18 protein-coding genes and 1 pseudogene are annotated in these 25,398 nt (G+C 73.2%); 3 read left to right on the plus strand and 16 right to left on the minus strand.

Going from position 1 to position 25,398, the window contains the following annotated elements:
• Window positions 1-116 precede the first annotated feature (116 nt).
• Window positions 117-593: a Pycsar system effector family protein gene (locus tag J2S44_RS42490; protein ID WP_310429306.1), complete on the plus strand. Its 477-nt coding sequence runs from the start codon at window positions 117-119 to the stop codon at window positions 591-593.
• Window positions 594-753: 160 nt separating this feature from the next.
• Here J2S44_RS42490 and J2S44_RS42495 read toward each other — a convergent pair whose 3' ends face one another.
• From J2S44_RS42495 to J2S44_RS42565, 15 genes and pseudogenes are all read right to left on the minus strand, one after another.
• Entirely contained in the window at window positions 754-1,797 is a 1,044-nt protein-coding gene (locus J2S44_RS42495; RefSeq protein ID WP_310429307.1) for a polyprenyl synthetase family protein, read from the minus strand.
• 13 nt (window positions 1,798-1,810) lie between these two features.
• Window positions 1,811-3,205: an alkaline phosphatase family protein gene (locus J2S44_RS42500; RefSeq protein ID WP_310429309.1), complete on the minus strand. Its 1,395-nt coding sequence runs from the start codon at window positions 3,203-3,205 to the stop codon at window positions 1,811-1,813.
• Window positions 3,202-4,359, minus strand: coding sequence for a metabolite traffic protein EboE (gene eboE / locus J2S44_RS42505; RefSeq protein ID WP_310429311.1), 1,158 nt, complete (start codon window positions 4,357-4,359; stop codon window positions 3,202-3,204). The genes J2S44_RS42500 and eboE overlap by 4 nt, the downstream gene beginning before the upstream one ends.
• 1 nt (window position 4,360) lies before the next feature.
• Complete coding sequence (locus J2S44_RS42510) at window positions 4,361-5,212, minus strand: TatD family hydrolase (protein ID WP_310429313.1); 852 nt, start codon at window positions 5,210-5,212, stop codon at window positions 4,361-4,363.
• 235 nt (window positions 5,213-5,447) lie between these two features.
• Window positions 5,448-6,080, minus strand: coding sequence for an EboA domain-containing protein (locus J2S44_RS42515; RefSeq protein ID WP_310429314.1), 633 nt, complete (start codon window positions 6,078-6,080; stop codon window positions 5,448-5,450).
• On the minus strand, window positions 6,077-7,255 hold the full coding sequence (locus J2S44_RS42520) for a sugar phosphate isomerase/epimerase family protein (RefSeq protein WP_310429316.1): 1,179 nt from the start codon (window positions 7,253-7,255) through the stop codon (window positions 6,077-6,079). Before J2S44_RS42520 ends, J2S44_RS42515 begins: the two co-directional genes overlap by 4 nt.
• Window positions 7,252-8,253, minus strand: coding sequence for an SCO3242 family prenyltransferase (locus J2S44_RS42525; RefSeq protein ID WP_310429318.1), 1,002 nt, complete (start codon window positions 8,251-8,253; stop codon window positions 7,252-7,254). Before J2S44_RS42525 ends, J2S44_RS42520 begins: the two co-directional genes overlap by 4 nt.
• A gap of 215 nt (window positions 8,254-8,468) precedes the next feature.
• Window positions 8,469-9,578, minus strand: a pseudogene (locus J2S44_RS42530) (inositol-3-phosphate synthase); the annotation flags it as partial.
• Window positions 9,579-9,763: 185 nt separating this feature from the next.
• A complete protein-coding gene (locus J2S44_RS42535; RefSeq protein WP_310429322.1) occupies window positions 9,764-13,039 on the minus strand; it encodes a ThuA domain-containing protein in 3,276 nt (1,091 codons plus the stop codon).
• A gap of 210 nt (window positions 13,040-13,249) precedes the next feature.
• A complete protein-coding gene (locus J2S44_RS42540) occupies window positions 13,250-14,395 on the minus strand; it encodes a Gfo/Idh/MocA family protein (RefSeq protein WP_310430159.1) in 1,146 nt (381 codons plus the stop codon).
• Window positions 14,396-14,446: 51 nt separating this feature from the next.
• Window positions 14,447-15,493 carry a substrate-binding domain-containing protein gene (locus J2S44_RS42545; RefSeq protein ID WP_310429324.1) on the minus strand — a complete coding sequence of 349 codons (1,047 nt, stop codon included), beginning with the start codon at window positions 15,491-15,493 and terminating at the stop codon, window positions 14,447-14,449.
• Between the two features lie 113 nt (window positions 15,494-15,606).
• Window positions 15,607-16,662: an ABC transporter permease gene (locus J2S44_RS42550; protein ID WP_310429326.1), complete on the minus strand. Its 1,056-nt coding sequence runs from the start codon at window positions 16,660-16,662 to the stop codon at window positions 15,607-15,609.
• Window positions 16,659-18,257, minus strand: coding sequence for a sugar ABC transporter ATP-binding protein (locus J2S44_RS42555; RefSeq protein WP_310429328.1), 1,599 nt, complete (start codon window positions 18,255-18,257; stop codon window positions 16,659-16,661). The genes J2S44_RS42550 and J2S44_RS42555 overlap by 4 nt, the downstream gene beginning before the upstream one ends.
• Window positions 18,258-18,327: 70 nt before the next feature.
• Window positions 18,328-19,509, minus strand: coding sequence for an ROK family transcriptional regulator (locus tag J2S44_RS42560; protein WP_310429330.1), 1,182 nt, complete (start codon window positions 19,507-19,509; stop codon window positions 18,328-18,330).
• Between the two features lie 28 nt (window positions 19,510-19,537).
• The gene (locus J2S44_RS42565) at window positions 19,538-20,647 is read right to left on the minus strand and encodes a sugar phosphate isomerase/epimerase family protein (protein ID WP_310429332.1); all 1,110 of its coding nucleotides are present in this window, start codon (window positions 20,645-20,647) and stop codon (window positions 19,538-19,540) included.
• A gap of 285 nt (window positions 20,648-20,932) precedes the next feature.
• On the opposite strand from J2S44_RS42565, the gene J2S44_RS42570 reads away from it, so the two are divergent.
• Window positions 20,933-22,120: an ROK family transcriptional regulator gene (locus J2S44_RS42570; protein ID WP_310429334.1), complete on the plus strand. Its 1,188-nt coding sequence runs from the start codon at window positions 20,933-20,935 to the stop codon at window positions 22,118-22,120.
• 660 nt (window positions 22,121-22,780) lie between these two features.
• Here the strand turns inward: J2S44_RS42570 and J2S44_RS42575 are convergent.
• Window positions 22,781-23,956, minus strand: coding sequence for a tryptophan dimethylallyltransferase family protein (locus J2S44_RS42575; RefSeq protein WP_310429336.1), 1,176 nt, complete (start codon window positions 23,954-23,956; stop codon window positions 22,781-22,783).
• Window positions 23,957-24,113: 157 nt separating this feature from the next.
• On the opposite strand from J2S44_RS42575, the gene J2S44_RS42580 reads away from it, so the two are divergent.
• Entirely contained in the window at window positions 24,114-25,388 is a 1,275-nt protein-coding gene (locus tag J2S44_RS42580) for a flavin-containing monooxygenase (protein ID WP_310429338.1), read from the plus strand.
• The last annotated feature ends 10 nt before the right edge of the window (window positions 25,389-25,398 follow it).

Raw genomic sequence — 25,398 nt, forward strand, 5'->3', positions numbered from 1 at the left:
TGGAGCGAGGGACGGCGCGAGACAGCCACCGAGGTGTCCCCGGTCACGGATCCTGGCGATCACGGAACGGCGTGTCCACTCTGGTGGATACCGGCCCGCGGCCCAGGGAGGCGTGCATGCCCACCGACGACGCCCGCTTCGCGATGAACCAGTTCAGCACGCTGATCGTCAACGCGGACACGAAGGCCGCGCTGCTCACCACCGCGCTGATGCTGCTGGTGGTGCAGGCCACCGCCCGCCATCGGGACATCACCGCCGTGCTCCCGCCGGACGGCCCGGCCGAGTGGGCCGCCGCCCTGCTGCTGGCTGCCGCCACCGGCAGCGCCGCGGTCGCGCTGACCACGCTGCTGCTGGTGATCCGGCCCGCGATCGTCGGCTGCGAGTTCAGCCGCTACTCCTGGCCGACGCTCGCCCGGGCCTCGCTCGGCCGGCTCGACGGCTACCACGCCGACGCGGATCGCCGCGAGGCCTGGGTGACCGCGCAGACGCTGGCCCGCATCCTCGACCGCAAACTCCGCCGCATCCGCGTCGCCTTCTGGTGGTGGCTGACCGCCGTCGCCACGCTGATCCCCGGCCTCGTCCTCGCGGCCTGACGGCCACCCGGTCGCGCGGCGCCGCGGGGCCGCCGGACAGCCCGGCGGCGGGGTGCGGGACCGGCGCGGTGCGGGACGTCGCCGCCGGGCCGTCGAGCGCCCGGACCGCGAAGCGCCCCGGCGCGAGTAGCGCGCGAGCGCGTACCGGCGGCGGGGTCGGTCAGGAGAGGCGGTGGATGGAGTGGTTGGCGAGTTCGGTGAGGGCGGCGGCCGACTCGGGGGTGATGGGAGCGGCGGCGAGGGCGGTGTGGGCGGCGGCGGCGCGGGTCTGGATCATGTGCTCGGTGCGGGTGAGGGCGCCGGTGTCGACGATGATCTCGCGGAGCGTGGCGGCGGCGGGCTCGTCCAGGGACGGGTCGCCGACGAGGCGGTCGAGCTGGGCGGCCTGGGACGGGGTGGCGCGGTCGCGGGCGAGCGCGAGCAGGACGGTCTGCTTGCCCTCGCGGAGGTCGTCGAGCGCGGGTTTGCCGGTGATCGCCGGGTTGCCGAAGACGCCGAGGACGTCGTCGCGGAGCTGGAACGCGTCGCCGAGCGGGTCACCGAACGCGCGGTAGGCGGCCAGCAGGTCGTCGCCGGCACCGGCCAGCGCGGCGCCGATCTGCAGCGGGCGGGTGACGGTGTAGCGGGCCGACTTCATCCGCACCACGGTGAGCGCGTCCGCGACCGAGCCGCCGTCCGCGCCGGCGCGCAGGTCGAGGTACTGGCCGGCGATCACCTCGGTGCGCATGCGGGCGAACAGCGCGGCGCCGCGCCGGTCGCGGTCGGCCACGGCGAACAGTTCGTCGGCCCACGCGGCGAGCAGGTCACCGACGAGCAGCGCGGCGCCGGTACCGTACGCACCCGACGAGCCGCGCCAGCCGTGCCGGTGGTGGTCGTCGGCGAACCGGCGGTGCACGGACGGCTCGCCGCGGCGCAGGTCGCTGCCGTCCATGATGTCGTCGTGGATCAGCGCGAACGCGTGGAACAGCTCCAGCGCGGCCGCGGCCGACACGATGTCCGGGCCGTCGTCGCCGCCCGCGCCGCGCCAGCCCCAGTAGCAGAACATCGGGCGCAGCCGTTTGCCGCCGTGCAGCACGAACCGGCGCACCGTCTCGAACACGGCCGGGTCCGGCCAGGCCGGGCGCTGCCGGTCCAGCCAGTTCGCCAGCGTGGTCTCGCAGCGTTCCCGCAGGCCGCTGGCGTTCGCGACGACGTCCGCCGTCATCACCCGGCCCTCCCTAGTCGATGGACACAGCGTCATGGCTGAGACCGGCCGCGCGCAACAGCAGATCCTTCACCTGTACGGCCTCGACGCGGTCCCGGGCGAGCGCCGGGTCGGAGCAGAGCAGCACCGGGCCGTCCTGCGGGTCGGCGGGGAGCCGGCCGTGCGAGCCGCGGACCGCGCGGGCGCCGGCGTCCAGCCCGACCGGGTTCATCAGGTAGCGGAAGCCGGTCTTCTTGCGCAGCAGCGCGGTCGCGGCCCGCAGCTTCGCGGCACCTGGGTTGGCCGGGTCGAAGAACAGCTCCGCGGGGTCGTAGCCGGGCTTGCGGTGGATCTCGACGAGCCGGGCGAAGTCGGGGGCGCGCGCGTCGTCGAGCCAGTAGTAGTAGGTGAACCAGGCATCCGCGTCGGCGATCAGCACCAGGTCGCCGGCCCGCTCGTGGTCGAGGCCGTGTGCCTGCTTGCCGGTCGTGTCGAGCACGGCGTCGACGCCGGGCAGCCGCTCGCAGAGCGCCCGCACCCGGTCCACCGACGCCGGGTCCCGGACGTAGACGTGCGCGATCTGATGGTCGGCGACGGCGAACGCGGCGGAGGTCCACGGGTCGAGGTATTCCATCCCGTCCTGCGTGTAAACCTGGAGCAGCCCTTCGGCGCGCAGCATGCGGTTGATGTCGATCGGGCGGTGCGCGTCGGTGATCCCGTACTCGGACAGCGCCACCACGGTCGCGCCCCGCCGCGCGGCCGCGTCCAGCAGCGGGGCCAGGATGTCGTCGACGGCGCGGGCGGCCGCGGCGGCCTGCGGCGAGGACGGGCCGAACCGTTGCAGGTCGTAGTCGAGGTGCGGCACGTAGACCAGCGTCAGGTCGGGCTCGTGGTCGGCCATGATCTGCTCGGCGGCCCGGCAGATCCAGGTGGACGACGCGATCCCGGCGTTCGGGCCCCAGTAGGTGAACAGCGGGAACCCGCCGAGGCGCGCGGTCAGCTCGTCGTGCAGCGACGGCGGGTACGTGTAGCAGTCCGGTTCCTTGCGGCCGTCGGAGTAGTAGATCGGGCGCGGCGTGACGGTCCAGTCCACGTCCGCGCCCATCGCGTACCACCAGCACACGTTCGCGACCGTGTAGCCGGGCCGGGCCGCGCGCGCCGCGTCCCACAGCTTCTCGCCCTGGACCAGCCGGTTGTGCTGCCGCCACAGGAAGACCTCGCCGAGGTCGCGGAAGTACCAGCCGTTGCCGACGATCCCGTGCTCGGACGGCAGCAGCCCGGTCAGGAACGTCGACTGCGCGGAGCAGGTCACGGCCGGGAGCACGGTGCCGAGCTCGGCCCGGAAGCCGATCGCGGACAGCCGGGGCATGTGGGTCAGCAGCCGCGGGGTCAGCCCGACCACGTCGAGCACGAGCAGCGGGGTGGTCATCGGGTCGCCTCCACGGTGTGCGTCAGTCCCAGCGTCGTCAGCAGTTCCCGCGCGTACGCCAGCTCGGCCGCGATGCCGCCGGCCAACTCGTCCGGTGTGGACGGACGACGGGCCGGCGGGAGCACGCCCCAGGTGTACGTCTCCACGTCCAGGTGGTCGCAACGCGCCGCGGGGCCACCCACGAGCTCCGTCAACGCCTCGCTCAGCACGCCGGTGGTCGCCCGCAGCGGCGGGATCGGCTCCGCGTGCAGCGGCACGTGGTAGTGCACCCGCCACGGCCCGCCGTCCGGAGTGGACAGTGCTTCGTCGAGGTCGTCCGTGGCCAGGCCGTGCCGGGCGCGGGTCTGGTGCAGGAAACGCGGCTCGACGTACCCGCGGAGCACCTCGGCGTCCGCGCGCGGGTCCGTGCTCTCCAGCGCGGCCGACACCTGCACCTTCACCACCGGCACGCCCGCGGCGTCCAGCCGGCGCAGCGCGTCGCGCGGCTCCTCCCACGCGCACGCGAGGTGCGCGAGGTCCAGGCACACGCCGAGCCGCTCGGTGTCCACGGTGCCCAGCAGGTCCGCCGCCTGCGTGGTCGACTCGATGACGCAGCCGGGTTCCGGTTCGAAGGCCACCCGCACGGTACGGCCGGAGCGCCGCTCCAGCGCGGCCAGGCCACCGGCGAGCGCGCCGAGCGCCGTCCGGCACCGCTGCCGCGTCCCCGCGTCCCACGGCGTGCGCCAGGCGAGCGGCAGCGTCGAGATCGAGCCGCGCCGGGCGTCCTCCGGCAGCAGCTGGGCCAGCACCTCGGCCAGGTCCAGCGTGTACCGCAGCCGCTCCGGCGCGGACCAGTCCGGGTGGTAGACCGCGTGCTTCACCACCGGGGCCTGGAACGCCTCGTACGGGAAACCGTTCAGCGTCACCACCTCGAGGCCGCGCGCGGTCAGTTCGGCGCGCAGCCGGTGCACGGCCGCCCGGTCCGCGGCCAGGCCCGCCGCGACCGGTGCCGCCAGCCACAGACCGAGACCCAGCACGGGTACGCCGAGGCGCTCGCGGACCGGGACCGCGTACGTGTCGAACTGCGCCACGATGCCGGGCAGGTCCTCGGCCGGGTGGACGTTCGTGCAGTATCCGAGGTGGACGGTCGAGCCGTCCGGGTGCCGCAACCGCATCTCAGGAGCCTCCGCGCAGGATCGAGCTGCCCTCGTACGTACCGTCGGCGGGTTTCAGGTCGGTCAGGTCCAGCCGCCCGGACCGGCCGTAGAACTCGGCCGGGTTCCGCCACAGCACCCGGTCCACGTCGTCCTCGGTGAACCCGGCCGCCAGCATCGCCTCCGCGGTCCGCACGGTCAGCAGCGGGTCCGACTTCCCCCAGTCCGCGGCCGAGTTGACCAGCATGCGGTCCAGGCCGAACTCCTTGAGGATCTCGACCATCCGCGGCGGCGACATCTTCGTGTCCGGGTAGATGGAGAACCCGGCCCAGCAGCCCGCGTCCTTGACCGCCTTGACCGTGACCTCGTTCAGGTGGTCGATCACCACGTGCTCGCGCGGGATGCCGGACTCCGCGACCACGTCCAGGCTGCGCGCGGTGCCGCGCGCCTTGTCCCGGTGCGGCGTGTGCACCAGCGCGGGCAGGCCGAACTCGACCGCCATCGCCAGCTGCCGGGTGAAGGCGTCGTCCTCGTCCGCGGTCATCGAGTCGTAGCCGATCTCGCCGACCGCGACCACGCCGTCCTTGGCCAGGTACCGGGGCACCAGCTCGAGCACCGGCCGGCACCGCGGATCGTTGGCCTCCTTCGGGTTCAGCGCGATCGTCGCGTGGTGCCGCACCCCGAACTGCGAGGCACGGTACGGCTCCCAGCCGACCAGCGAGTCGAAGTAGTCCGCGAACGAGCCCGGTCCGGTCCGCGGCTGCCCCAGCCAGAACGCCGGTTCCACCACCGCGACCACCCCGGCCGCCGCCATCGCCGCGTAGTCGTCCGTCGTCCGCGACGTCATGTGAATGTGCGGGTCGAAGATCCGCATTACCGTCCCCTCTCGCTGGTCCCACGCGATTTCCCGGCGCCGCTCCCGCCCCGCGGCGCGACGCCGTCCACCCGGCCACCCGGGCCGCGCACCGCGGCGCCGTCGCGGCCGCGCCGATGACATGACCGGCCGTGGCCGCGGCCGTACGGGTGGCATGACCGGCCGCCGGCCCGGCCGCGCGGGCGGTGCGGCGAAGCGTCGGCACGGCCGCACCCGTCGGTGTGATGACCGCCGGTCACCGCGGCACCGGCCCGCGCCGGCGCAGATCGGTGAGCAGCGCGGCCGCGTCCGGCGGGAAGTCGCGGCCCGCGGCCGCGCGCTCCTCGGCCAGCGCGGCCAGCATGTCGGCCAGCGCGTCGTCCGCGCGGTCGTGCAGCGCGTGCACCGCGGTCAGCGGGACGCCCATGAAGACGCACTTGAGCACGCCCTGCCGCCAGGTGTCGTCGTCCAGCCGGTCCGCGACCGGGCCGAGCGCGGCCGCGACCAGCCGGGTGTCGTTCGTGCGCAGCGCGTCGCGCACCGGCGGGAGCACCTGCTCGTCCGGCGCGTCCGGCAGGATCGAGAACGCGGCGAGGATCGCCAGCTTCTCCCGGGAGTCGCCGTAGCGGTACAGCTCCGCGAGCTCGCCGGCGCCGCCGGGCGTCCCGAGCAACGTGGCCAGCAGCACGGCGCGGGCGGCGGCGTCCGCGGTCCAGCCCGGCACGCCGGGCAGCGGGTCCCGGCCGGTCTGCCGGCCCACGGCCGGGAACAGCCGCCCGATCGCGCCGGGATCCCGGCGCACCGCGGCTTCCGCGTCACGCAGCCAGTCCCGCCCGGGTACGTCGCTCAGCGCGTCCCGGAGCACCTCGATGCCGATGTCGGTCGTCATGACGCCCTCCCGTCGGTCCCTGCCCCGTCCATGAAGCCGCCGGCCACGAACCCGTCGGCCGCGGACCCGGCGCGTTCCGGCGCGCCACCCGTCGCACCCGCGAACCCGCCTCCGGCGGACTCGGCGCGCTCGGCCTCTCCCCCGCCCGCGAACCCGCCCACCGCGGAACCGGCGCGCTCCGGATCGTCGCCTCCGCGCGGATCGCGGTCCTCGCCGTCGTCGTGCGCTGGTTGCGGGCCGTGGTCCGCCGCACACCGCCTACCGTTTCCTAGGAAGCTAGGTGCATTGTCCGCGGCCGCGCGGAGGAAGGTCAGCGAGGAGGCGGCGACCGTCGGTGCGGCGTGCGAGTGGCGGGGCAGTTCGACCGCGACCAGGCCGCGGTAGCCGCCGGCCGCGAGCGCGCCCAGCACCGGCGGGAAGTCGATCTCGCCGGTGCCGAACTCCAGGTGCTCGTGCACCCCCCGGCGCATGTCGTCGATCTGCACGTTGACCAGGTGTTCGGCGACCGCGGTGACGCAGTCGGCCACCCCGATCGGCTCCAGGCACCGGCAGTGTCCGATGTCGAGCGTCAGCCCGAACCACGCCGGCGCGCCCAGCTCGGCGCGCAGCCGGTGCCAGCCCGCGATGTCCTCGACCAGCATGCCGGGCTCCGGTTCGAACCCGAGCGGGATCCCGGCGTCCGCGGCGACCGCACCGGCCTCGGCGCACCCGTCGACGAGCCGTCGCCAGGCCAGATCCGCGGGTACGCCGGCCGGCCGTACCCCGGCCCAGAACGAGACCGCCTCGGCGCCGAGATCCGCGCCGATCGCGATCGCCCGGCGCAGGAAGTCCAGCCGCAGCGCGCGGTCGTCGTGCAGCAGCGTGGGCGCGTGCTTGCGGCGCGGATCCAGCAGGTAGCGGGCACCGGTCTCGATCACGACCGCCAGACCGAGGTCGCGCAGCAGGTCCGCGGTCCGCGCCGTCCGGCGCGCGAGGTCCGGCGCGAACGGGTCCAGGTGGTCGTGGTCGAGGGTCAGTGCCACGCCCTCGTAGCCGAGGTCCGCGATCACCCGCAGCGCGTCCGTGAGGCGATGGTTCGCGAACCCGTTCGTCCCGTAACCGAACCGCAGCGCCGCCGCCCGGTCACCGGCCGGTTCCGCCGGGGTCGCCGCAGCGCCGTCCGGTGCCGGGCTCATGTCGGCGACACCTTCCGCGCGAGCAGCCGGGCCAGCGGTGCCGCCGCCGCGACGGCCAGCCCGGCCAGCGTGCATCCGGCGCGGGCGGTGAGCGCGCCCTGCAACGCGGGCAGGCCGGTGATCCCCGCGCCGACGGCCGCGCGGATCGTCCCGGGCGCCGGACTCGCGATCGCCCGCGCCTGCGCGGCCCCGTAACCGGCCAGGTACTGCCCGACCAGCGCACCGACGACGGCCCGGCGCACCGGCCCGGCACCACCGGACCCGGCCCCGGCGACGCGAGGCACGGCGACGCGAGGCACGGGCCCGGCGGCGCGCGGTCCTGGGCGCACCGCGCCGGGCGTGGAGCCGGTGGTCCGGCGGGTGGCGCGCGGCGTGGAGGTGGCGACGGCCGCGCCGAGGGCGGCGGTGGCCGTGAGCGTCGTGGCCGGCAGTGCCGGGGTGGCGCCGGAGACCTCGCGACGGGACAGTTCGGTGACCGTCCAGGTGTGCGCGGCGATCGCGGCGGCCGTGGGGAGTGCCCGCCACAGGGCCCGGCCGGCCGGGACACCGCGCGGCGTCACCGTCGCGCCGAGGAGGACGTCGAGGGCGCGGCAGGCGGCCATCACCGCGGGACCGGCCGCCGTGTTCTTGGCGCGCAGGTCGTAGCCCCAGACGGTGGCCGCCAGCGGCAGTGCGACCGCGAGCGAGCGACGGCCGCCGGCCGCGGCCGCGAGCCACAGACCGGTCGCCGTGAGCCCGGCCGCCACGCCGAACGCGGTGGCCGGGCGCACCCGGCCGGAGGGTATCGGCCGTTCCGGGCGCTCGACGGCGTCGAGGTCCCGGTCGGCCCAGTCGTTCGCGGCCATGCCGGCCCAGTAGAGGCACACCGACGCCGCGGAGAGCGCGCCGGTCGCCGGCCCGAGCACCCCGGCCGCACCGGCGCCGGCGACCAGGTCGCCGGGCACCGAGAGCGCGGCCGGCGCGCGCACGAGTTCGGCCAGGTCGGCGAGTCCGGCCATCACGCCGCTCCCCCACCGGGCCGGCCCGCGGCGCCACCGTCCCGGGCGTGCGGGCCGGCGGCGTCGTGCGGACCGGCGGCCGCGTCGGACGGGCCGGCCCGACCGGCGGTGGGGTGCGAAATGGTGTCCGCGGCGGCGCCCGGCGCCGGGTCGCCACCGGGGACCGGCGGTGCGGCCGGTGGGAGTGCGGGCGTGGCGGGGCGGGCGTCGGCCGTACCGGTGTGGGTGGGGGAAAGGTCGTCGACGAACGAGACGAGGCGGGACCACTGGTCGGCGAGCGCGCCCTGGGCCGTGCCGATCGGGTCCTTGAAGAAGAAGGCGAGCTCCGGCAGCGGACCGGTGCGGCCGGCCGCGTGGGCGGCGGCGGTGAGCCGGGCCAGGTCCAGGATGAGCGGCGCGGCGAGCGCGGAGTCGCAGCCGTGCCAGGTGAACTCCATCCGCATGCCGGTGCCGAGGAAGCCGGTGAAGCTGATCAGGTCCCAGGCGGCCTTGAAGTCGCCGAGCGTCTCCACGTAGTCGATCCTGGTGGTGCCCTGCGGCTCGTAGCCGAGCGTGTCCGCGAGGACGCGCTGCTTGCTGGCGGTCTTGGCGGCGTTCGCGGCCGGGTCGGCGAGCCGGGCACCGTCGCCGCCGCCGAGCAGGTTGAGCCCGGACCAGCTGCGCACGCGCAGGTTGCGGGCGGCGAACATCGGCGCGAGCACGGACTTGACCAGCGTCTCACCGGTCTTGCCGTCGCTGCCGCCGTAGGGGACGCCGCGTTCCCGCGCGAGCGCGTCCAGCATCGGCAGTCGCGCGCCGGTGGACGGCGTGAAGTCCACGAACGACGCGCCGGCCAGGAACGCGGCGAACGCGGCGCGCGAGCTGGGTGGCAGCGCGTCCAGATCCGCATTTTCAAGATCATCCGAGGGTACGGGTTCCGTGCTCGCCACGTTGATGACGACAACCCGGTCGAGGTCGTTGGACTCGCGGAAGCGCACGATGTCGCGCGCGATGCCGTCCACGGTCGCGGGCAGCGGCAGCACGGCCGCGTCCACGTCGGACAGTTCGGAGCACAGCGCGGCGGCCAGGTGCGCGGGGAGCACGCCGGCGGCGCCGAGCGCCTCCGCCTTCTTCGGCAGCGGGGTGTCGGTGATGTCGTGGCCGCCGAAGACCAGCGACGGGATGGGCGGGAGCGAGGGCCGGGCCAGCGCGGGCAGCTCGGTGACGCAGCCGTCGGTGCCGGCCAGGCCGGCCCGGACGGCGAGCGCGCCGGTGATCGCGGTGGTGGCGACGGAGCCTCTGGCGCCGATGAGCCAGACGCCGGTGCGGGGGGAGACGAAGGACACTGGGACCGACCTCCGATGGTGAGGTGGCCCCGTCCGCCGCGCCTTCCGGGGTGGCACCACCCGGGGTGGCGCCGTCAGTCGGCGGTCGTCGGGCGGCCGCCCCGGGGACCCGGGGCGACGCGACGGACGGGGGTTCGTGGCGGGTGCACTGTACGACCCGCTTGTTACATGTAGTAGCGGAACATTTACTGTGGAGCGAACTCGACCCAGTTCAGGTTGAACAGGCCGGTGGTGGGCCCGCCCTCGACGCCGCCGGTGACCAGGTAGAGCCGGTGGGATCCGGGTGCCGCGGAGACCGGGACGGTCTGCGACGCCCAGGTGGTGCCGGACGCGGTGGCGGCGAGCGTGGCGCTGCCGACGATCGGGCCGTCGGGTGCGTCGAGCCGTAGCGTCACGGTGGCGCGGGGCTGCCCGGCGGTGGCGGCGGAGCCGCCCGCGTACCGGAGCGTGACCGTGCCGACGCCGCCCAGGTTGATCGGGTCGAACGCGACGTACTCGTTCGGGTCGAAGCCGGTCAGGTGGGTGCCCCCGCCGGTGTCGTTCGTGTTGGCCGTGGTCACGCCGAGCTGCTGCTGCGCGAACTCGGCCTGCTGACGCCAGGTCTGGAGCACGGCCTGGTCGACGTCCTCCAGCGCCGGCTGACCGTTCGCGCCCAGGTCGGTGTACTTCGCACTGATCGCGCCGTACAGGTAGCCGCCGGCGTGGTCCGCGCCGTCCGCCGGTGAGACGAACGATCCGGAGCAGCCGTTGGCGTCGCTCATGCCGTGGCCGTGCGTGTCGTGGCCGAGCACGAACGAGACCGTGACCCGCGAGCAGTCGATCGGGCCGTCCTCCGGGTCGGTGACGGTGACGGTCCACGGGACCGTGTCACCCCAGTTGAAGAACGTGCCGGAGATCGGCGAGGTGACCGTGACCGTGGGCCGCGTGTTGCCGACCACGATCTGGTGGGTGAGCTGCGCGGTCTTGCCGCTGGAGTCGGTCACCGTGAGACGCGCGGTGTAGACGCCGTTCGCGGTGTAGGTGAACGCCGGGTTCGGGTCGGCGGAGTCGACCGTGCCGTCCGAGGTGAAGTCCCAGGCGTACGAGATGGACTCGCCCGGATCCGGGTCGTAGGTGCCCTCGGAGGAGAACTGCACGGTCAGCGGCGCCTGCCCGTTGTCCGGCGTGGCCTCGATCGCGGCGACCGGGGCACGGGTGCCCTTGGCGTAGCGGATCACGGACAGCGCCGCGTCCGGGTTGGCCCGGAAGAACCCGTCGCCGTACTCGAGGACGTAGAGGTTGCCGTCCGGGCCGTACTCCATGTCCATCGGGTTGTCGAACACGACGCCGGGCAGGAACTGTTCGACGCCGGTCAGGTTGCCGTTGCCGTCGGTCCGCATCATGAAGATCTTGTCGCGGGTGAACTCGCCGAAGACGACGGCGTTGTCGTAGTACTCGGGGAACTTCGACTCGGACGCCGAACGCGGGTCGTAGTCGTAGACCGGCCCGCCCATCGGCCCGACGCCACCGGTGCCGATCACCGGCCACTTGAAGTCACACGTGGTCGGCGGGTTCGACAGGTACGAGCCGGCACACGGGGTACGGGCCTGGAACGTGTACCAGAAGTCCGGCTGCGCCACGCCCGGGAGCGTGGTCAGGCCGGTGTTGCGCGGCGAGTCGTTGACCGGCGCCGCGCAGTCGAACGCGCCCTTCGACTGCTTGGTGACGAAGTCGTAGTCGATGTAGGGCAGCGTGGGCGAGTAGCAGTACGGCCAGCCGTAGTTGCCGGCCTTGTTCGTGGCGAACCAGCGGCCGGTCCCCTCCGGCCCGCGCGTGGCGGACGGCACCTGCGAGTCCGGCGAGTAGTCACCGACGTACACGTAGCCGCGCTCGTCCACGTCGAACCGGAACGGGTTGCGCAGCCCCATCAGGAAGATCTCCGGCCGGGTCTTGCCGGCCGTGTCGCGACGCTCGTCGAAGAGGTTCCCGGCCGGGATGCCGTAGGTGCCGTCCGCGTTGACCCGGATCCGCAGCACCTTGCCGCGCAGGTCGTTGGTGTTGCCCGAGGAGCGCTGCGCGTCGTAGCCCGGCCCCTGCGTCGGCGACTCGTTGATCGGCGTGTAGCCGTCCGAGCCGCCCGCGTTCGTGTCGTCGCCGGTGACCAGGTAGAGCAGCCCGTTGCCGTCGAACTTGATCTCGCCGGCCACGTGGCAGCAGACGCCGCGGTCCACGTCCACCCGCATGATCTGCTGTTCCGTGCTCATGTCCAGGTGCGGCGTGGGCGTCTCCACGAACTTGACCCGGGACAGCTGGTTGTAGCCCTTGTACGCGTCCCACACGGCCGGATCCGGGCTGGTCACCGGCGCGTCCGTGGTCGGCGTGTCCAGCCGGGGCGCGTAGTAGATGTAGACCCAGCCGTTCGTCGCGAACTGCGGGTCGAGCGCGACCGACTGCAGCCCGTCCTCGTCGTGCTGGTAGACCTCGATCGTGTTGATCACCGGGCTGGCGCCGCTGGCCGGGTCGTACAGGCGGACCTGGCCACCGCGCGTGTTGTGCAGCACGCGGCCGTCCGGCAGCACGGCCAGCGACATCGGCTCGCCGGGCTCGTCGTTCAGCACGACCTTCTCGTAGTTGCCGGTCACGGTCGCGCCGCAGTCGCCCTCCACCACGCCGGCCGCCCACTGCAGCCCGCCGAGCAGGTGCCGGCGGAACGACGAGTCCAGGTAGGACCGGGTGGAGTGGCCGAGTCCGGTGTAGAACGTGCGCCCGCCCTGGTAGTCACGGCACCAGGAGACCGGGTGGTCGTGCCCCATGGTCCCGCCGGTGACCGTGGACTCGTCCAGCGTGGCCAGCACGTGCGCGGTGCCGCGCACGGTGCCGGCGAAGTTGTACCACTCCTCGGACAGCGTCAGCTTGCGCGCGATCCGCTCGGTGGACGGGTGCGCCCGGTCCGCCACGTCGATCGTGGCGTCCTCGACCGGGAGCCTGCCGGACACGGACGTGCCGACCAGGTCGCGGTAGAAGTCCCAGTCCGGCTCGGTCTCCGCGGCCGCGTGCACGCCGAGGTAGCCGCCGCCGTTCGTGAAGTACTGCTCGAACGCGGACTGCTGCGCGTCGTTCAGCACGTCGCCGGTGGTGTTCAGGAAGACCACCGCGCGGTACCGGCCGAGGTTCGCCGCGGTGAACGCGCCCGCGTTCGCGGTCTCGTCCACCCGGAAGCCGTTCGCCACGCCCATCAGGCGGATCGCGGCGACCGCGGCCGGGATGGACGCCCGGCGCTCGCCGGTCGTCTTCGTGAAGACCAGCACCCGGTACGAACCGGGCTTGCGCGCGCCGGACCGGAGCGCCTCGGGACCGTTCTCGGTGGTGATCAGGGTGTCGGGGTGGGACGGCTCGGCATGAGCCGGTGCGGCGGCCAGGATCGGAAGGGCGATGACCAGGCCTGCCACGGATGCCAGCCATCGACGGACGGATCTTGTCATGGTGTTCCTCCGGGGTCAGTGAGGCGCTTCGGGCCGGTGCCGATCCGAAACGCCCCGCCACGGGCACGGGGGTTGTGCCTCACCCCTGGCGCGGTGCCACATCCGCCAAGGTGGTGCTGGGTGGTGCTGTACCTCGGGCCGCGCCCGCTCACCGTCACGCGGGGCGCAACCGCGTGCCGGCCCCTCGCCGGCGCGGCCCGAGGAGTCTCGTTACACCTGGGTCCAGGAGCCGGACCCGGCGGACTTCTCCACCGCGTCCAGGACGAGCTGCACGCCGAGCGCGTCCGCGAACGACGGGAGCGGATCGGTGCCGTTGCCGATCGCCTCCAGCAGGTCACGGGCCTGGTGCGTGAAGCCGTGCTCGTACCCGATGAGGTGACCGGTGGGCCACCACGCGGACAGGTACGGGTGCTCGGGTTCGGTGACCAGGATCCGCCGGAATCCCAGCTCCGTGCCCGGCAGCGTGGCGTCGTAGAACTCGAGCTCGTTGAGCCGCTCCAGGTCGAACGCCAGCGAGCCCTTGGTGCCGTTCACCTCGATGCGCAGCCCGTTCTTGCGCCCGGTCGCCATCCGCGTCGCCTCGAACGTGGCGACCGCGCCACCGGACAGCCGCGCCACGAAGAGCGCCGCGTCGTCCACCGTGACCTGGCCTTTGCTCGTTTCAGCGGCCTTCGCCGCGCCGAGCGCCGCACCGTCGGCCGACGGCAGCGGGCGCTCCCGGACGAACGTCTCGGTCAGCCCGGACACGCCGGTGATGGACTGCCCGGTGACGAACTGCGTCATGTCGATGATGTGCGCGCCGATGTCGCCCAGCGCCCCGGACCCGGCCTTGTCCTTCTGCAGCCGCCAGACCAGCGGGAACTCCGGATCGGTGATCCAGTCCTGCAGGTAGACGGCCCGGACGTGCCGCAGGTCGCCGAGCCGGCCGTCCGCGATCAGCTGACGCATGAACGTGACGGCCGGTACGCGGCGGTAGGTGAACCCGCACATCGCGCGGACCCCGCGCTCCCGGGCGGTGTCCGCCGCGGCGACCATCGCCCGGGCCTCCTCGACCGTGTTGGCCAGGGGTTTCTCGCAGAGCACGTGCTTGCCGGCGGCGAGCGCGGCACACGCGATCTCCGCGTGCGAGTCGCCCGGCGTACAGATGTCGACCAGGTCGATGTCGTCCCGGTTGATCAGGTCACGCCAGTCGGTGGTGTGCTCGTCCCACCCGAGCCGGTCCGCGGCCGCGGCCACGTTCGCCTTGTCCCGGCCCGCGATCAGCGACATGCGGGCGCGTACGGGCAGGTCGTAGACGCGGTTCACGGTCCGCCACGCCTGCGAGTGTGCCTCGCCCATGAACGCGTAACCGACCATCCCGATGCGCAGCTCGCCCACGGAAAGCTCCCTGTCTGTAAAGAAGTGTGATCAGAACCCAAGCTGAAGGTAGTTCGCCGCGTTCTCCTTGGTGATCGTTTCGGACGCGAGCGTGATGTCCTTCGGCACGGCCAGCTCCACCAGGTCGGACAGGCCGCGGCCCTGCGCGACCAGCCGGGCCAGCGAGATCGCGGACGAGGCCATCGACGGGCTGTAGGTCACCGTGGCCTTGAGCACGGTGTTGTCCGCCTGGATCGCCTCGATCGCGGCCTTCGAGCCGGCGCCGCCGACCATGATGAACTCGGTGCGGTTGGCCTGGCTGACCGCGGCGAGCACGCCGACGCCCTGGTCGTCGTCGTGGTTCCAGAGCGCGTCGATCTTCGGCAGCGCCTGCAGCAGGTTCGTCGCCTCGCGCTGCCCGGAGTCGACGGTGAACTCGGCGGCGCGCCGGTTCGCGACCGTGAAGCCGGCCGCGGCCAGCGCGTCCTTGAAGCCCTGCGAGCGCTCCTGGGTCAGCTCGAGGGAGTCGATCCCGGCGATCTCGCCGATCACCGGGTTGGTGACGCCCTTCGCCTTCATCTGCGCGACCACGTAGTTGCCGGCCGAGACGCCCATGCCGTAGTTGTCACCCTTGATCATCACGCGGTACGCGAGCGCCTGGGTGAACGCCCGGTCCAGGTTGATCACCGGGATGCCGGCCTGCATCGCCTTCAGGCCGGACGCGGTCAGCTCCTTGCCGTCGTGCGGGAGCATGACGATCGCGTCCGGCTTCTGCGAGATGAGCGTGTCCAGCGCCGCGCGCTGGGCGGCCGCGTCCGCGCCCGCCTCCACGCTGTTGAAGGTCACGTCGGAGTACGCGGCGGCCTGCGCCTTCGCGTTGTTCGTGATCGCGGCCATCCAGCCGTGGTCGGCGGCCGGCGCGGAGAAGCCGATGGTGACGGCCTTCCCGGGCGCCGCGTTCGCGTTGTCGCCCTCCGGTCCCTTGGTCTGCGCCGTGCTCGGGCCCTGCTCGTTGCTGGTGCAGGCGGCGAGCAGCGCGCCCGCGCCGACCATGGCGCCGCCGAACAGCAGGCGGCGGCGGGAAGCGTCCTGGATCATGGAATCCTCGCTCTCGGATCGATTTCAGGATGTGCGGTGCCCGGCCGCCGTCTCGATCGTGACGGCCGCCTATGTGCTGTTTCGCGAACGAGGCGCCCCGGGGGACGCCCCGGTCATGGCTTGCGGGAGAAGAGTTTGGTCAGCGAGCCGAACCGGAACTGCTGGATCAGCACCGCGGCGACGATGATGCCGCCCTTGATCATGTTCTGCGACTCGGTGGTGAGGTTGTTGATCGCGAACAGGTTCGTGATCGTGGAGAAGACCAGCACACCGAAGAGCGCGCCGACGATCGTGCCGCGCCCGCCGGAGAGCAGCGTGCCACCGATGATCGCGGCGGCGATCGCGTCCAGCTCGTACAGGTTCGCCATCGCGGCCTGCGCGGAGTTCGCCTGCGCGGTCAGCATCAGCGCGCCGATGCCGCAGCACAGCCCGGAGAGCGCGTAGAGCAGCAGCGTGTGCCACCGGACGTTGATGCCGGCGAGCCGGGCCGCCTCCGGGTTGCCGCCGACCGCGACCGTGCGCCGGCCGAACGTGGTGCGGTTGAGCAGCACCCAGCCGGCCGCGACGACCACGACCAGGATGACCACCAGCAGCGGTACGCCGAGGATCTCGGTCGATGCGATGCCGTTGATCGTGGCGTTGCCCGAGATCTGCGTCTGCTTGCCGGAGATCGAGGCGGCCAGGCCGCGCGCCGCCACCATCATGGCCAGCGTCGCGATGAACGGGACCAGCCGGCCGTACGAGATGAGCAGGCCGTTGACCAGGCCGGTGCCGACGCCGACCGCGATCGCCGTGAAGATCATGCCGCCCGCGCCGAAGCTCTGGGTGGCCACCGTGGTGGCCCAGACGCCGGCCAGCGCCATGATCGCGCCGACCGACAGGTCGATGCCGCCGCCGATGATCACGAAGGTCATGCCGACCGTGACCACGCCGATCGCGGACGCCTGCTGCAGGATCGTGAAGATGTTGTTGCGCACCCACTCCGGGTCGCCGTAGAGGTCCGGCCGGGTCAGCACGCCGAGCGCGACCAGCACCACGAGCACGCCGATCAGCGCCAGGTTCCGCCCGGCGAACTCGTTGCCCTCACTCGTCCACCAGCGGCGCAACACGTCGCCGCCGTCCTTGCGTATCTCCGGGCGGGTGCCCGGGTCCGCCGTCGTGGCCTTCATGCCGCTTCCCCCTCGGTGGTGTCCGTCTCGGCCGCGAGCGCTCCGGTGGTGAGCGAACCCGCCATGATCATGTCCAGTACCGTTTCCTCGTCGAGCGTCCCGCCGGGCGCCTCGTGGATCATGCTGCCCTCGCGCATGATCAGCACCCGGTCGGACAGGCCGAGCACCTCGGGCACCTCGCTGGAGACCAGCAGCACGCCCAGGCCGGCCGCGGCCAGATCGCGGATCACCTGGTAGAGCTCGGCGCGCGCGCCGACGTCCACGCCGCGGGTCGGCTCGTCCAGCAGCAGCAGGCGGGTCGGGGTGCCGTCCGGGTCCTGCGGGCCGCCGTTGCGCGGGCCGGTGCCGACCAGCCAGCGGCCGACCACGACCTTCTGCTGGTTACCGCCGGACAGCTGCCGCACCGGGCGGCGGACGTCCGGCGGGCGCAGGTCGAGCCGTTCCGCGACCGCGCGGGCGGACGCGGTCTCCCGCCCGGTGCGGGTGAACCCGCCGGCCGCGAACCGGCTGAACCCGGCCAGCGTCACGTTGCGGTAGATCGGCTCGTCGAGCAGCAGCGCCTGGCTCTTGCGCTCCTCCGGCGCCATGCCGATGCCGGCCCGGACCGCCGCGCCGACGCTGCCGGGGCGCAGCCGCCGGCCGTTCATGGTGACCGTGCCGGCCTCCGCGCGGCGCGCGCCGAAGATCGTCTCGAGCAGCTCGGAGCGGCCGGACCCGACCAGGCCGGCGATGCCGACGATCTCACCGGGGCGCACGGTCAGCGACACGTCCGCGAACTCGCCGTGCCGGGTCAGCCCACGCACGTCCAGCAGCGGCACCGTGTCCGCGGCGTGCGTGACCCGGTCCGGGAACACGTACTCGATGGACCGGCCGGTCATCTTCGTGACCAGGTCGCGCGTGGGCGTCTCGCGGGCGGACAGGCCGGCCGCGGTGGTCCGGCCGTCCTTCAGCACGGTCACCCGGTCGCCGATCTCGCGGATCTCCTCCATCCGGTGCGAGATGTAGACGACCGCGATGCCGGCCGCGGTCAGCTCGCGGATGATCCGGAACAGGTTGCCGACCTCGTCGTGCGCGAGCACCGCGCTCGGCTCGTCCATGATGATCAGCTTGGCGTCGTGCGACAGCGCGCGGGCCATGCTCACGATCTGCTTGCCGGCCGACGGCAGCCGGTGCACCGGCCGGCGCGCCGGGATCTCGCCGTGGCCGAGCCGGTGCAGGATCTCCGCGGTACGGCGGGCGGTCTCACCGCGCCGGACGAAGCCGAGTCGGCGCGGCTCGTGGCCGAGGAACGCGTTCTCCGCCACCGACAGGTCGTCGACCAGGTCGAGCTCCTGGTAGATGGTGGCGATCCCGGCGCGCATCGCGGCCTGCGGGTTCGCGAACTCGACCGGCTTGCCCTGCCACTCGACGCGGCCGCTGTCCGGGCGGTGCACCCCGGCCAGCACCTTGATCAGGGTGGACTTGCCGGCGCCGTTCTGCCCGAGCAGGCAGTGCACCTCGCCGGCGCGCACCTCCAGCTGCACGCCGTCCAGCGCGCGCACGCCGGGGAACGTCTTGACCACGTCGGTCAGCTTCAGGATCACGTTGTCGTTCATGCCGGGCTCCCCTCCGGGCTGCGGCCGCGTCGTGGCCGGCGTGACGCCGTCGGCGCGCTCACCCGCCCGCTCATTCGGCTGCCTGCTCGAACGCGACGTCGCTGGCCAGCACGGCGGCACCGGTGACGCCCGCGCGGGAGGCCAGCTCGGACAGGACCACCGGCAGGTTGCCGGTGGCCAGCGGCAGCGAGCGGCGGTAGACCACGCTGCGGATCTCGGCGAGCAGCACGTGCCCGAGCTGGGCCAGGCCGCCACCGATCACGATCATGGAGGGGTTCGCGAAGCTGACCAGCCCGGCGAGCACCGAGCCGACCCGGCGACCGCCGTCGCGGATCAGGCCGATGCTGGTGATGTCGCCCTCGGCCGCGGCCAGGCCCACGTCCCGCGCGGTCAGCGCGCCGGTCGCGGCCAGCCGGTCGGCGAGCGCGGGTGAGGCGCCGGAGCGGCCGGCCGCGGTCGCGTCCCGGGCCAGCGCGGCGCCGCTGAACAGCGCCTCCAGGCAGCCGGAGTTGCCGCACGAGCAGACCGGGCCGTGCGGCTCGGCCATGATGTGCCCGATGTCGCCGGCGCATCCGTCCGTGCCGCGGTAGACGTGGCCGGAGAGGAAGATGCCGCAGCCGATGCCGGTGCCGATCTTCACGTACAGGAAGTCGTCGATGCTGTGCGCGACGCCGCCGTGCCGTTCGCCGAGCGCCATGATGTTCACGTCGTTGTCCACCACGGCCGGGCAGCCGTGCTCCCGGGCGAGCAGCTCGCGCACCGGGTAGCGGTCCCAGCCCGGCATGATCGGCGGGGACACCGGCACGCCGTCGCGGTAGCTGACCGGGCCGGGCACGCCGACGCCGATGCCGTCCAGCCGCTCGTAGACGCCGTCCGCCTTCGCCTTGGCGAGCAGCTCGCTGACCCGGTGCAGGATCGCCTTCGGGCCGGAGCGGATGTCGGAGGCCTCGGCGTACGCCGCGACCGGTTCCAGCCGGCCGTTGACCACCTCGATGTCGATCGAGCTGGCGCCCAGGTCGACCGCGGCGAACCGCAGCCGCGGGTGGAGCTCGACGAGGGTGGAGCGGCGCCCGCCCCGGGACGCGGCCATGCCGGCCTCGCTGACGAAGCCGGCGGCGGCGAGCCGGTCCAGCTCCGTGAGCAGCCGGGGACGCGGGATCTGCAGCCGGTCGGCGAGCTCGGCGCGGGAGATCGCGCCGTGGTCGCGCAGCAGCCGCAGCAGCCGCAGGTGCAGGGCCTCGTCGGGTCGCACGTTCAACTCCACCTCTCGTCGGGCTGACTCAGCGCTTGTAGATCGTCAGCTCGGACATGTTCCGGTAGCTCAACTCCGCGAACGACAGCGACTGGCCGGGGTTCGCGGCGCCTCCGGGTGCAGTGTCCTGCTCCCAGTTGGCGTGGTGGAAGTCCTGCTCGCCGATCGTCTGGAAGAACTGCTGGAAGTTGATGTCGCCCGCGCCGAGCGGGACCATGTCGTACCCGTTGGGCACGGCGGTGTTCCGGTTGCCGTCCTTGGCGTGGAACAGCGGGAAGCGCTTGGTCCGCTCCGCGACCGTGATGATCGGGTCGAAGAGGTCGGTCTGCTCCCGGCCGCGCGCGTCGGTGAACTTCTGGTGCTTGTAGCGGGCCACGTAGCCCCAGAAGATGTCCATCTCGAAGAAGACGTAGCGCGGGTCCGTCCGGCCGAAGAAGTACTCCAGCCTGCGGGTGCCGGACGACCGGGTCGGGTTGCCGTTCGCGTCCTTCGGGCCGGCGTCGAGCAGGAAACCGTACGCCGCGTCGTGGTTGTGGGTGTAGAGCCGCAGCCCGCGGCGCGCGGCCTGGCGGCCCAACTCGTTCCACAGGTCGGCCGCCGCGTCCCAGTCCTTGGTGTAGGAGCTGTTCGTCGGGTCCGAGCCGGTGCCGATGTTCTTCATGCCGAGCGTCTGCGCGATGTCCATCTGCTGCGTGAACGTGGCCGCGTTGATCTGGGTGTGCGCGCCGTTCGCCACCAGGCCGTTGTCGTCGAGGATCTTGCGGATCTCCTGCGGCGTGATCTGCCGGCCGAGGATCGACTCGTGCTGGTTGTAGCCGGCGAACTCGATCTCCTTGTAGCCCAGCTCGGCCAGCCGGGCGAGGACCCGCTCGAACCCGTACGGCACACCGCTGTCGTCCGGCGCCGCCGTGATCCGGTCGCGCACGCTGTAGAGGATGATGCCGCGGTTGCGGGCCGGGATCAGCGGCTCGGCCCGCAGCCGCCCGTTGCCGTGACCGTGGCCGTTGCCGCCGGCGAGCGCCGGGCCGGTGGCCACGACGGTCCCACCGGCGCCGCCGATCACCGCCGCGGCGGCCGCGGAGGCGCCGAGGATCCGGCGGCGGGTGAGGTTCGAACGGCTCTGCTGCACCTCGTCCATGCTTCTTCACCTCTCGAGAACGGCAGGGGGCATCGCCCGAGCCGAGGTCGGGTTGAAACGCGCTGTCGTGAAGGGATGGGTGTGCGGGTCGAGCGCCGCCGAACGCCGACTGTGGACCCAGGGTGGTGCGGGCTCCGGCGCTGGTCCGGGGCTCCCATGTGTCATCCGTGTTACGTCCTGCCCGGAAAGTTAGCGCGCCGTCACAGGAAAAGAAAGACCCTCACTGACACAACTTTCCGTTGACTTAGCGGTATCTTTGTCTTCGCCCAAGCGAAAGTGGGGAACATGGACGGTCCGGAGAACACGCACCAGGCGCGCCTCCTCCGGCTGCTCCGCGACGACGGCGAGCGGTCCCGGGCCGAGCTCGGCGACGCGGTCGGCCTGTCCCGGTCCAAGGCCGCGGTCGAGGTGACCCGGCTCGCGGACCGCGGGCTCATCGAGGGTGGCGAACCCGCCGCGTCCCGGGGCGGGAGGCGCTCGTCCATCGTGCGGCTGGCCGCCGGCATGCGGTTCCTGAGCATCGCGCTCGGCGCGACCTCGCTGGAGGTGACGCTGACCGACGGCACCCTGCGCCCGGTCGCGCGCGTCACCGAGCAGGTCGACCTGCGGCGCGGGCCGGCCGCGGTGCTCGGCCGCGCCGTCGAGCTGACGGTCAAGGTGCGCGCGGAGGCCGGCGGCTTCCTGTGCGGCGCCGGCGTCGGCATCCCCGGCCCGGTCAGCTACGCCGAGGGCGTGCCGGTGTCGCCGCCGTTCCTGCCCGGCTGGGACCGGCACCCGGTGCGCGACCACCTCACGGCCGAGCTGGACTGCCCGGTGCTGGTCGACAACGACGTGAACCTGATGGCGCTCGGCGAGAAGCACGCCGGCATCGCCAAACCGTTCGACGACTTCCTGTTCGTCAAGATCGGCGCGGGGATCGGCGCCGGCATCGTGGTCGGCGGCACCGTCTACCGTGGCGCGAACGGCTGCGCCGGCGACATCGGGCACACCGCGGTCATGTCCGACGGACCACCACCACTGTGCGTGTGCGGGAACACCGGCTGCCTGGAGGCCCACTTCGGCGGCGCCGCACTCGCCCGCGACGCCACCGCCGCGGCCGCGGCCGGCCGCTCCGACATCCTCGCGATGCGGCTCGCGGACGCCGGCACGCTCACCGCGCGTGACGTCACCGACGCGATGGCCGCCGGCGACCCGTTCGCCACCACGCTGGTCCGCGACGGCGGCCGCCGCGTCGGCCAGGTGCTGGCGAGCCTGGTCAGCTTCTTCAACCCCGGCATGATCGTGATCGGCGGCGGGCTGTCCGGCATGGGCCACGCACTGCTCGCCGAGATCCGCGGCGTGGTCTACCGATCGTCACTGCCGCTGGCCACCGGCGACATGCCGGTCGTCCTCTCCGAACTCGGCCCGGACGCGGCCTACCTCGGCGCCACCCGCATGATCAGCGACCACGTGCTGACCGGTCACACGACGTGACGACACCCCCGCCGCACCACCCCACCCCGCACCGCGTGACGCCACGCCGGCGCGACCACCACGCCACGCGCGCAGCCGCACGGTCGCGGCGCGACACGAACGCCACCGCGCCACCGGCATGCCACCGCTGTCGCGGCACGCACGCGGCCGGCGGCGATCCCGCGGTGGCCGGCGGCCGGGTCGCGCGGGTGGCGTGGTGGTCGCGTCGGCGTGCCACCACGCTCGCGTAACGACACGGTGCTGCCGCATCCGCGACACGATGCGGCAATGCCGCAATCGCGGCACGACACAGTGCCGCCGCGGTCTCGACCTGACGCGGGGGCGCCACGATCACGGCATATCCGGCTCCGCCGTGGTCGCGGCACGACACGGTCGCGGCGGGTGCCGCGACCGCGCGGCGGAGGCCGCGCGGTGCGACGTTGACCACGGCGGAACCGGCAGGGAGGAGCCCTGGCGACGACCGGTGCCCGCGGGAGCATGCGGGCCGCGACCACGCCGGAAGCGGGAAAACGGCCTTTTGGGTTTGCCTCTTGGGTTTTGCCTTGTGCGTTGGGGCCCTGTGCGTGTTGGCCCTGCTCGCTCCGTTCCCTCGCATGCCGTTGTCCCGTCGCGCCGTGGGCGGGTGCGGTGGAGTGGCGGAGTATCGGTGGTGGGGCCGGGTTACAGCGGTACGCGGGGCCAGCCGTGGCCCGGCCGGGGTGCGTCGCCGGACGCGTGCACCGGTAGCCGGAAGTAGACGCCGATGTCCGCCGGGCCCGCGTCCCGGGTGCGGTAGCTGACGAGTTCGTGGACGCCGGACGTGGTCGCCATCGGGGCGGGCGCGACCGCGTCCGCGACCCGGCGGTAGACGTCGGCGGGCGCGGCCTCGCGCGCCATCAGCGCGGTGATCCGGTCGGCGGCCTCGGCGTCGCTGCGCACGGCGCCCGGCAGGCGGAAGTAGACGTTGGCCTCGTCGGCGCAGTGCCGGCCGGCCCGGAACGCCAGGCCGGTCATCGGCTCGTTGTCGGGCATCGCCGGCTCACCGTCCGGCGTCCGGCCGTAGAGGTCCGCCGCCGCGTCCGCGATCCGCTCCGCGTCGTAGCTGCGGGCGAACGCGCCGAGCAGGTGGATGCCGGCCAGGCCGGCCCCGCGGTGCCGGAAGTAGATCTTCGCGCGCGCGTGGGCGCCCGCGGCCAGGTCGAGTGCCACGTAGTCGAGCGCGATGCCGGCCGTGGCGAGCGCGTCGCGGGCCGCCGCGACCGGGGCCCACGCGGTGGTCAGGTCGAGGCGCTCCATCGCGCGGGTGACGGTCGTCCACTCGTGGCCGGTGCCGTTGACGTACGGGTTGAGGTAGACCTTGTAGTGCGGCGGTTGGTCCGGCCCGCAGGCCAGGGACAACCACACGCCGGAGCGGTACGCCGGCGGATCGTCCGAGGTGAACAGGTCCTCGACCGCCCGGTAGCCGTCGGTCGACACGCCGTCGCGGCCGGCCAGCGCGTGGACCATGGCCCGGCCGGCGTCCTGCACCGCCCGCGCCGCCGGGTCCGTGCCGACCGGTTCGAAGAGGACGCGCACCTCGGTGACGCCCTTGCGCCAGCTGACCGACAGTTCGGCCGGGAAACCGTCCCCGGACACGAACGACGGATATCGCGGCACCGTCTCTATCGGACGGTGCGCCCACGGGTACAGCATGTCGGCCAGGTGTGCGCGGACGTCCTCGCGCTCGCCGCCCGCCCAGGCGGCCGTGCAGACCCGGTCCCACAGGGAGGCGAGCAGGTCGGCGTGCGTGGTGTCCGGTGGGGCGCTGAACAGCTGCTGGTGCCGCACGGCGATCGCACGGCCGGACTTATCAGGCATAGCGGCACATTCTGCACCACTCAATCGAGCATGGTCACCCTCCGCGTGAGTCTTTGCACAATCAGTACCTGATCGTGTGCTCAGTGGTTACGCATGTCCACGCTGGACGATACTCTCCGAACACGGCCGCTCGGAACGGATTCGTGGAGGAGTGCAAGTGACTGACCGCTCAGTCTGCGTCGTCGGTGCCGGACTCTCCGGGCTCGCGGTCAGCCGGGCGCTGCACCGCGCGGGTGTGCCGTTCGTCTGCGTCGAACGAGAGGCCGAGGTCGGCGGCATGTGGGCCCAGGCGGGCACCGGCCGGCGCGGTCCCGGGTACGCCAGCCTGCACCTGAACACCTCGAAGCGACTGACCGGCTACTCGGACACGCCGATGCCGGACGACTACCCGACCCATCCGGGCCACGCCCGGTTCGCCCGGTACCTGCGGGACTACGCCAAGGAGCACGGCCTGCTCGACCACGTCGAGACGCAGACCACTGTGGACTCCGCGCACCGGGACGCGGACGGCGGCTGGACCGTGGTCACCGGCGACGGCCGGGCCCGCCGGTTCAGCCACCTGGTCGTCGCGTCCGGCCTGCACCAGGACCCGCGCATGCCGGACGGCCACCGGGGTTTCACCGGTGAGGTGCTGCACACGATCGACTACCACGACAGCGCGCCGTTCGCCGGCAAGCGCGTGCTGGTGGTCGGCTTCGGCTCGTCCGCGGTCGACGTGGCCGGTGACCTGAGCCGGGTCGCCGAGACCACGCTGCTGTCCGTCCGGCGCGGCATGCACGTCACCCCGAAACGGCTCTACGGCGTGCCGATCGACGAGATAGCCGACCAGCCCTGGTACGCCGAGCTCGGCCTCGCCGGTGCCCGCGCGTTCATCCAGCGCACGCTGTGGACGATGCACGGCAACCTGACCGACTACGGCCTGCCGGAACCGGACCACGAGCTGTTCTCCGCCGGGCTGACCATCTCGGACAGCATCCTCAGCCAGATCAGCCACGGCCTGGTCACGCCGAGGCCCGGCATCGCGGGCTTCGACGGCCGGCGGGTGACGTTCACGGACGGACGCACGGACGAGGTCGACACGGTCATCTGGTGCACCGGCTACGCGCCGCGGTTCCCGTTCCTCCGGGCGGGCAGCGCCCGGGACCGGTCCGGGCGCATGCGCCTGTACAAGCGGATCGTGTCGGTGAACCAGCCCGGCCTGATGTTCGCCGGCATGGTCCGGCCGGTCGGCGCGATCACCCGCATCGTCGAGCTGCAGTCCCGGTGGATCGCCGGCGTGATCACCGGCGAGGTGCGGCTGCCGTCCACGACCACGATGCGCCGCGAGATCGCCACCTACCTCGCCGGGATCGCCGGCCAGTACGGCGCGGACCCGTACAGCACGGTCCACGTCGACTTCGCCGCGTACGCCCGATCGCTGCGGGTCGGCTGAGCCACCGTCC

The organism is Catenuloplanes niger (assembly GCF_031458255.1).
Taxonomy (GTDB): domain Bacteria; phylum Actinomycetota; class Actinomycetes; order Mycobacteriales; family Micromonosporaceae; genus Catenuloplanes; species Catenuloplanes niger.

Coding starts and splice junctions, on each gene's coding strand:
- J2S44_RS42490 (WP_310429306.1), top strand. CDS start 117: ATGCCCACCGACGACGCCCGCTTCGCGATGAACCAGTTCAGCACGCTG.
- J2S44_RS42495 (WP_310429307.1), bottom strand. CDS start 1,797: ATGACGGCGGACGTCGTCGCGAACGCCAGCGGCCTGCGGGAACGCTGC.
- J2S44_RS42500 (WP_310429309.1), bottom strand. CDS start 3,205: ATGACCACCCCGCTGCTCGTGCTCGACGTGGTCGGGCTGACCCCGCGG.
- eboE (WP_310429311.1), bottom strand. CDS start 4,359: ATGCGGTTGCGGCACCCGGACGGCTCGACCGTCCACCTCGGATACTGC.
- J2S44_RS42510 (WP_310429313.1), bottom strand. CDS start 5,212: ATGCGGATCTTCGACCCGCACATTCACATGACGTCGCGGACGACGGAC.
- J2S44_RS42515 (WP_310429314.1), bottom strand. CDS start 6,080: ATGACGACCGACATCGGCATCGAGGTGCTCCGGGACGCGCTGAGCGAC.
- J2S44_RS42520 (WP_310429316.1), bottom strand. CDS start 7,255: ATGAGCCCGGCACCGGACGGCGCTGCGGCGACCCCGGCGGAACCGGCC.
- J2S44_RS42525 (WP_310429318.1), bottom strand. CDS start 8,253: ATGGCCGGACTCGCCGACCTGGCCGAACTCGTGCGCGCGCCGGCCGCG.
- J2S44_RS42535 (WP_310429322.1), bottom strand. CDS start 13,039: ATGACAAGATCCGTCCGTCGATGGCTGGCATCCGTGGCAGGCCTGGTC.
- J2S44_RS42540 (WP_310430159.1), bottom strand. CDS start 14,395: ATGGTCGGTTACGCGTTCATGGGCGAGGCACACTCGCAGGCGTGGCGG.
- J2S44_RS42545 (WP_310429324.1), bottom strand. CDS start 15,493: ATGATCCAGGACGCTTCCCGCCGCCGCCTGCTGTTCGGCGGCGCCATG.
- J2S44_RS42550 (WP_310429326.1), bottom strand. CDS start 16,662: ATGAAGGCCACGACGGCGGACCCGGGCACCCGCCCGGAGATACGCAAG.
- J2S44_RS42555 (WP_310429328.1), bottom strand. CDS start 18,257: ATGAACGACAACGTGATCCTGAAGCTGACCGACGTGGTCAAGACGTTC.
- J2S44_RS42565 (WP_310429332.1), bottom strand. CDS start 20,647: ATGGACGAGGTGCAGCAGAGCCGTTCGAACCTCACCCGCCGCCGGATC.
- J2S44_RS42570 (WP_310429334.1), top strand. CDS start 20,933: ATGGACGGTCCGGAGAACACGCACCAGGCGCGCCTCCTCCGGCTGCTC.
- J2S44_RS42575 (WP_310429336.1), bottom strand. CDS start 23,956: ATGCCTGATAAGTCCGGCCGTGCGATCGCCGTGCGGCACCAGCAGCTG.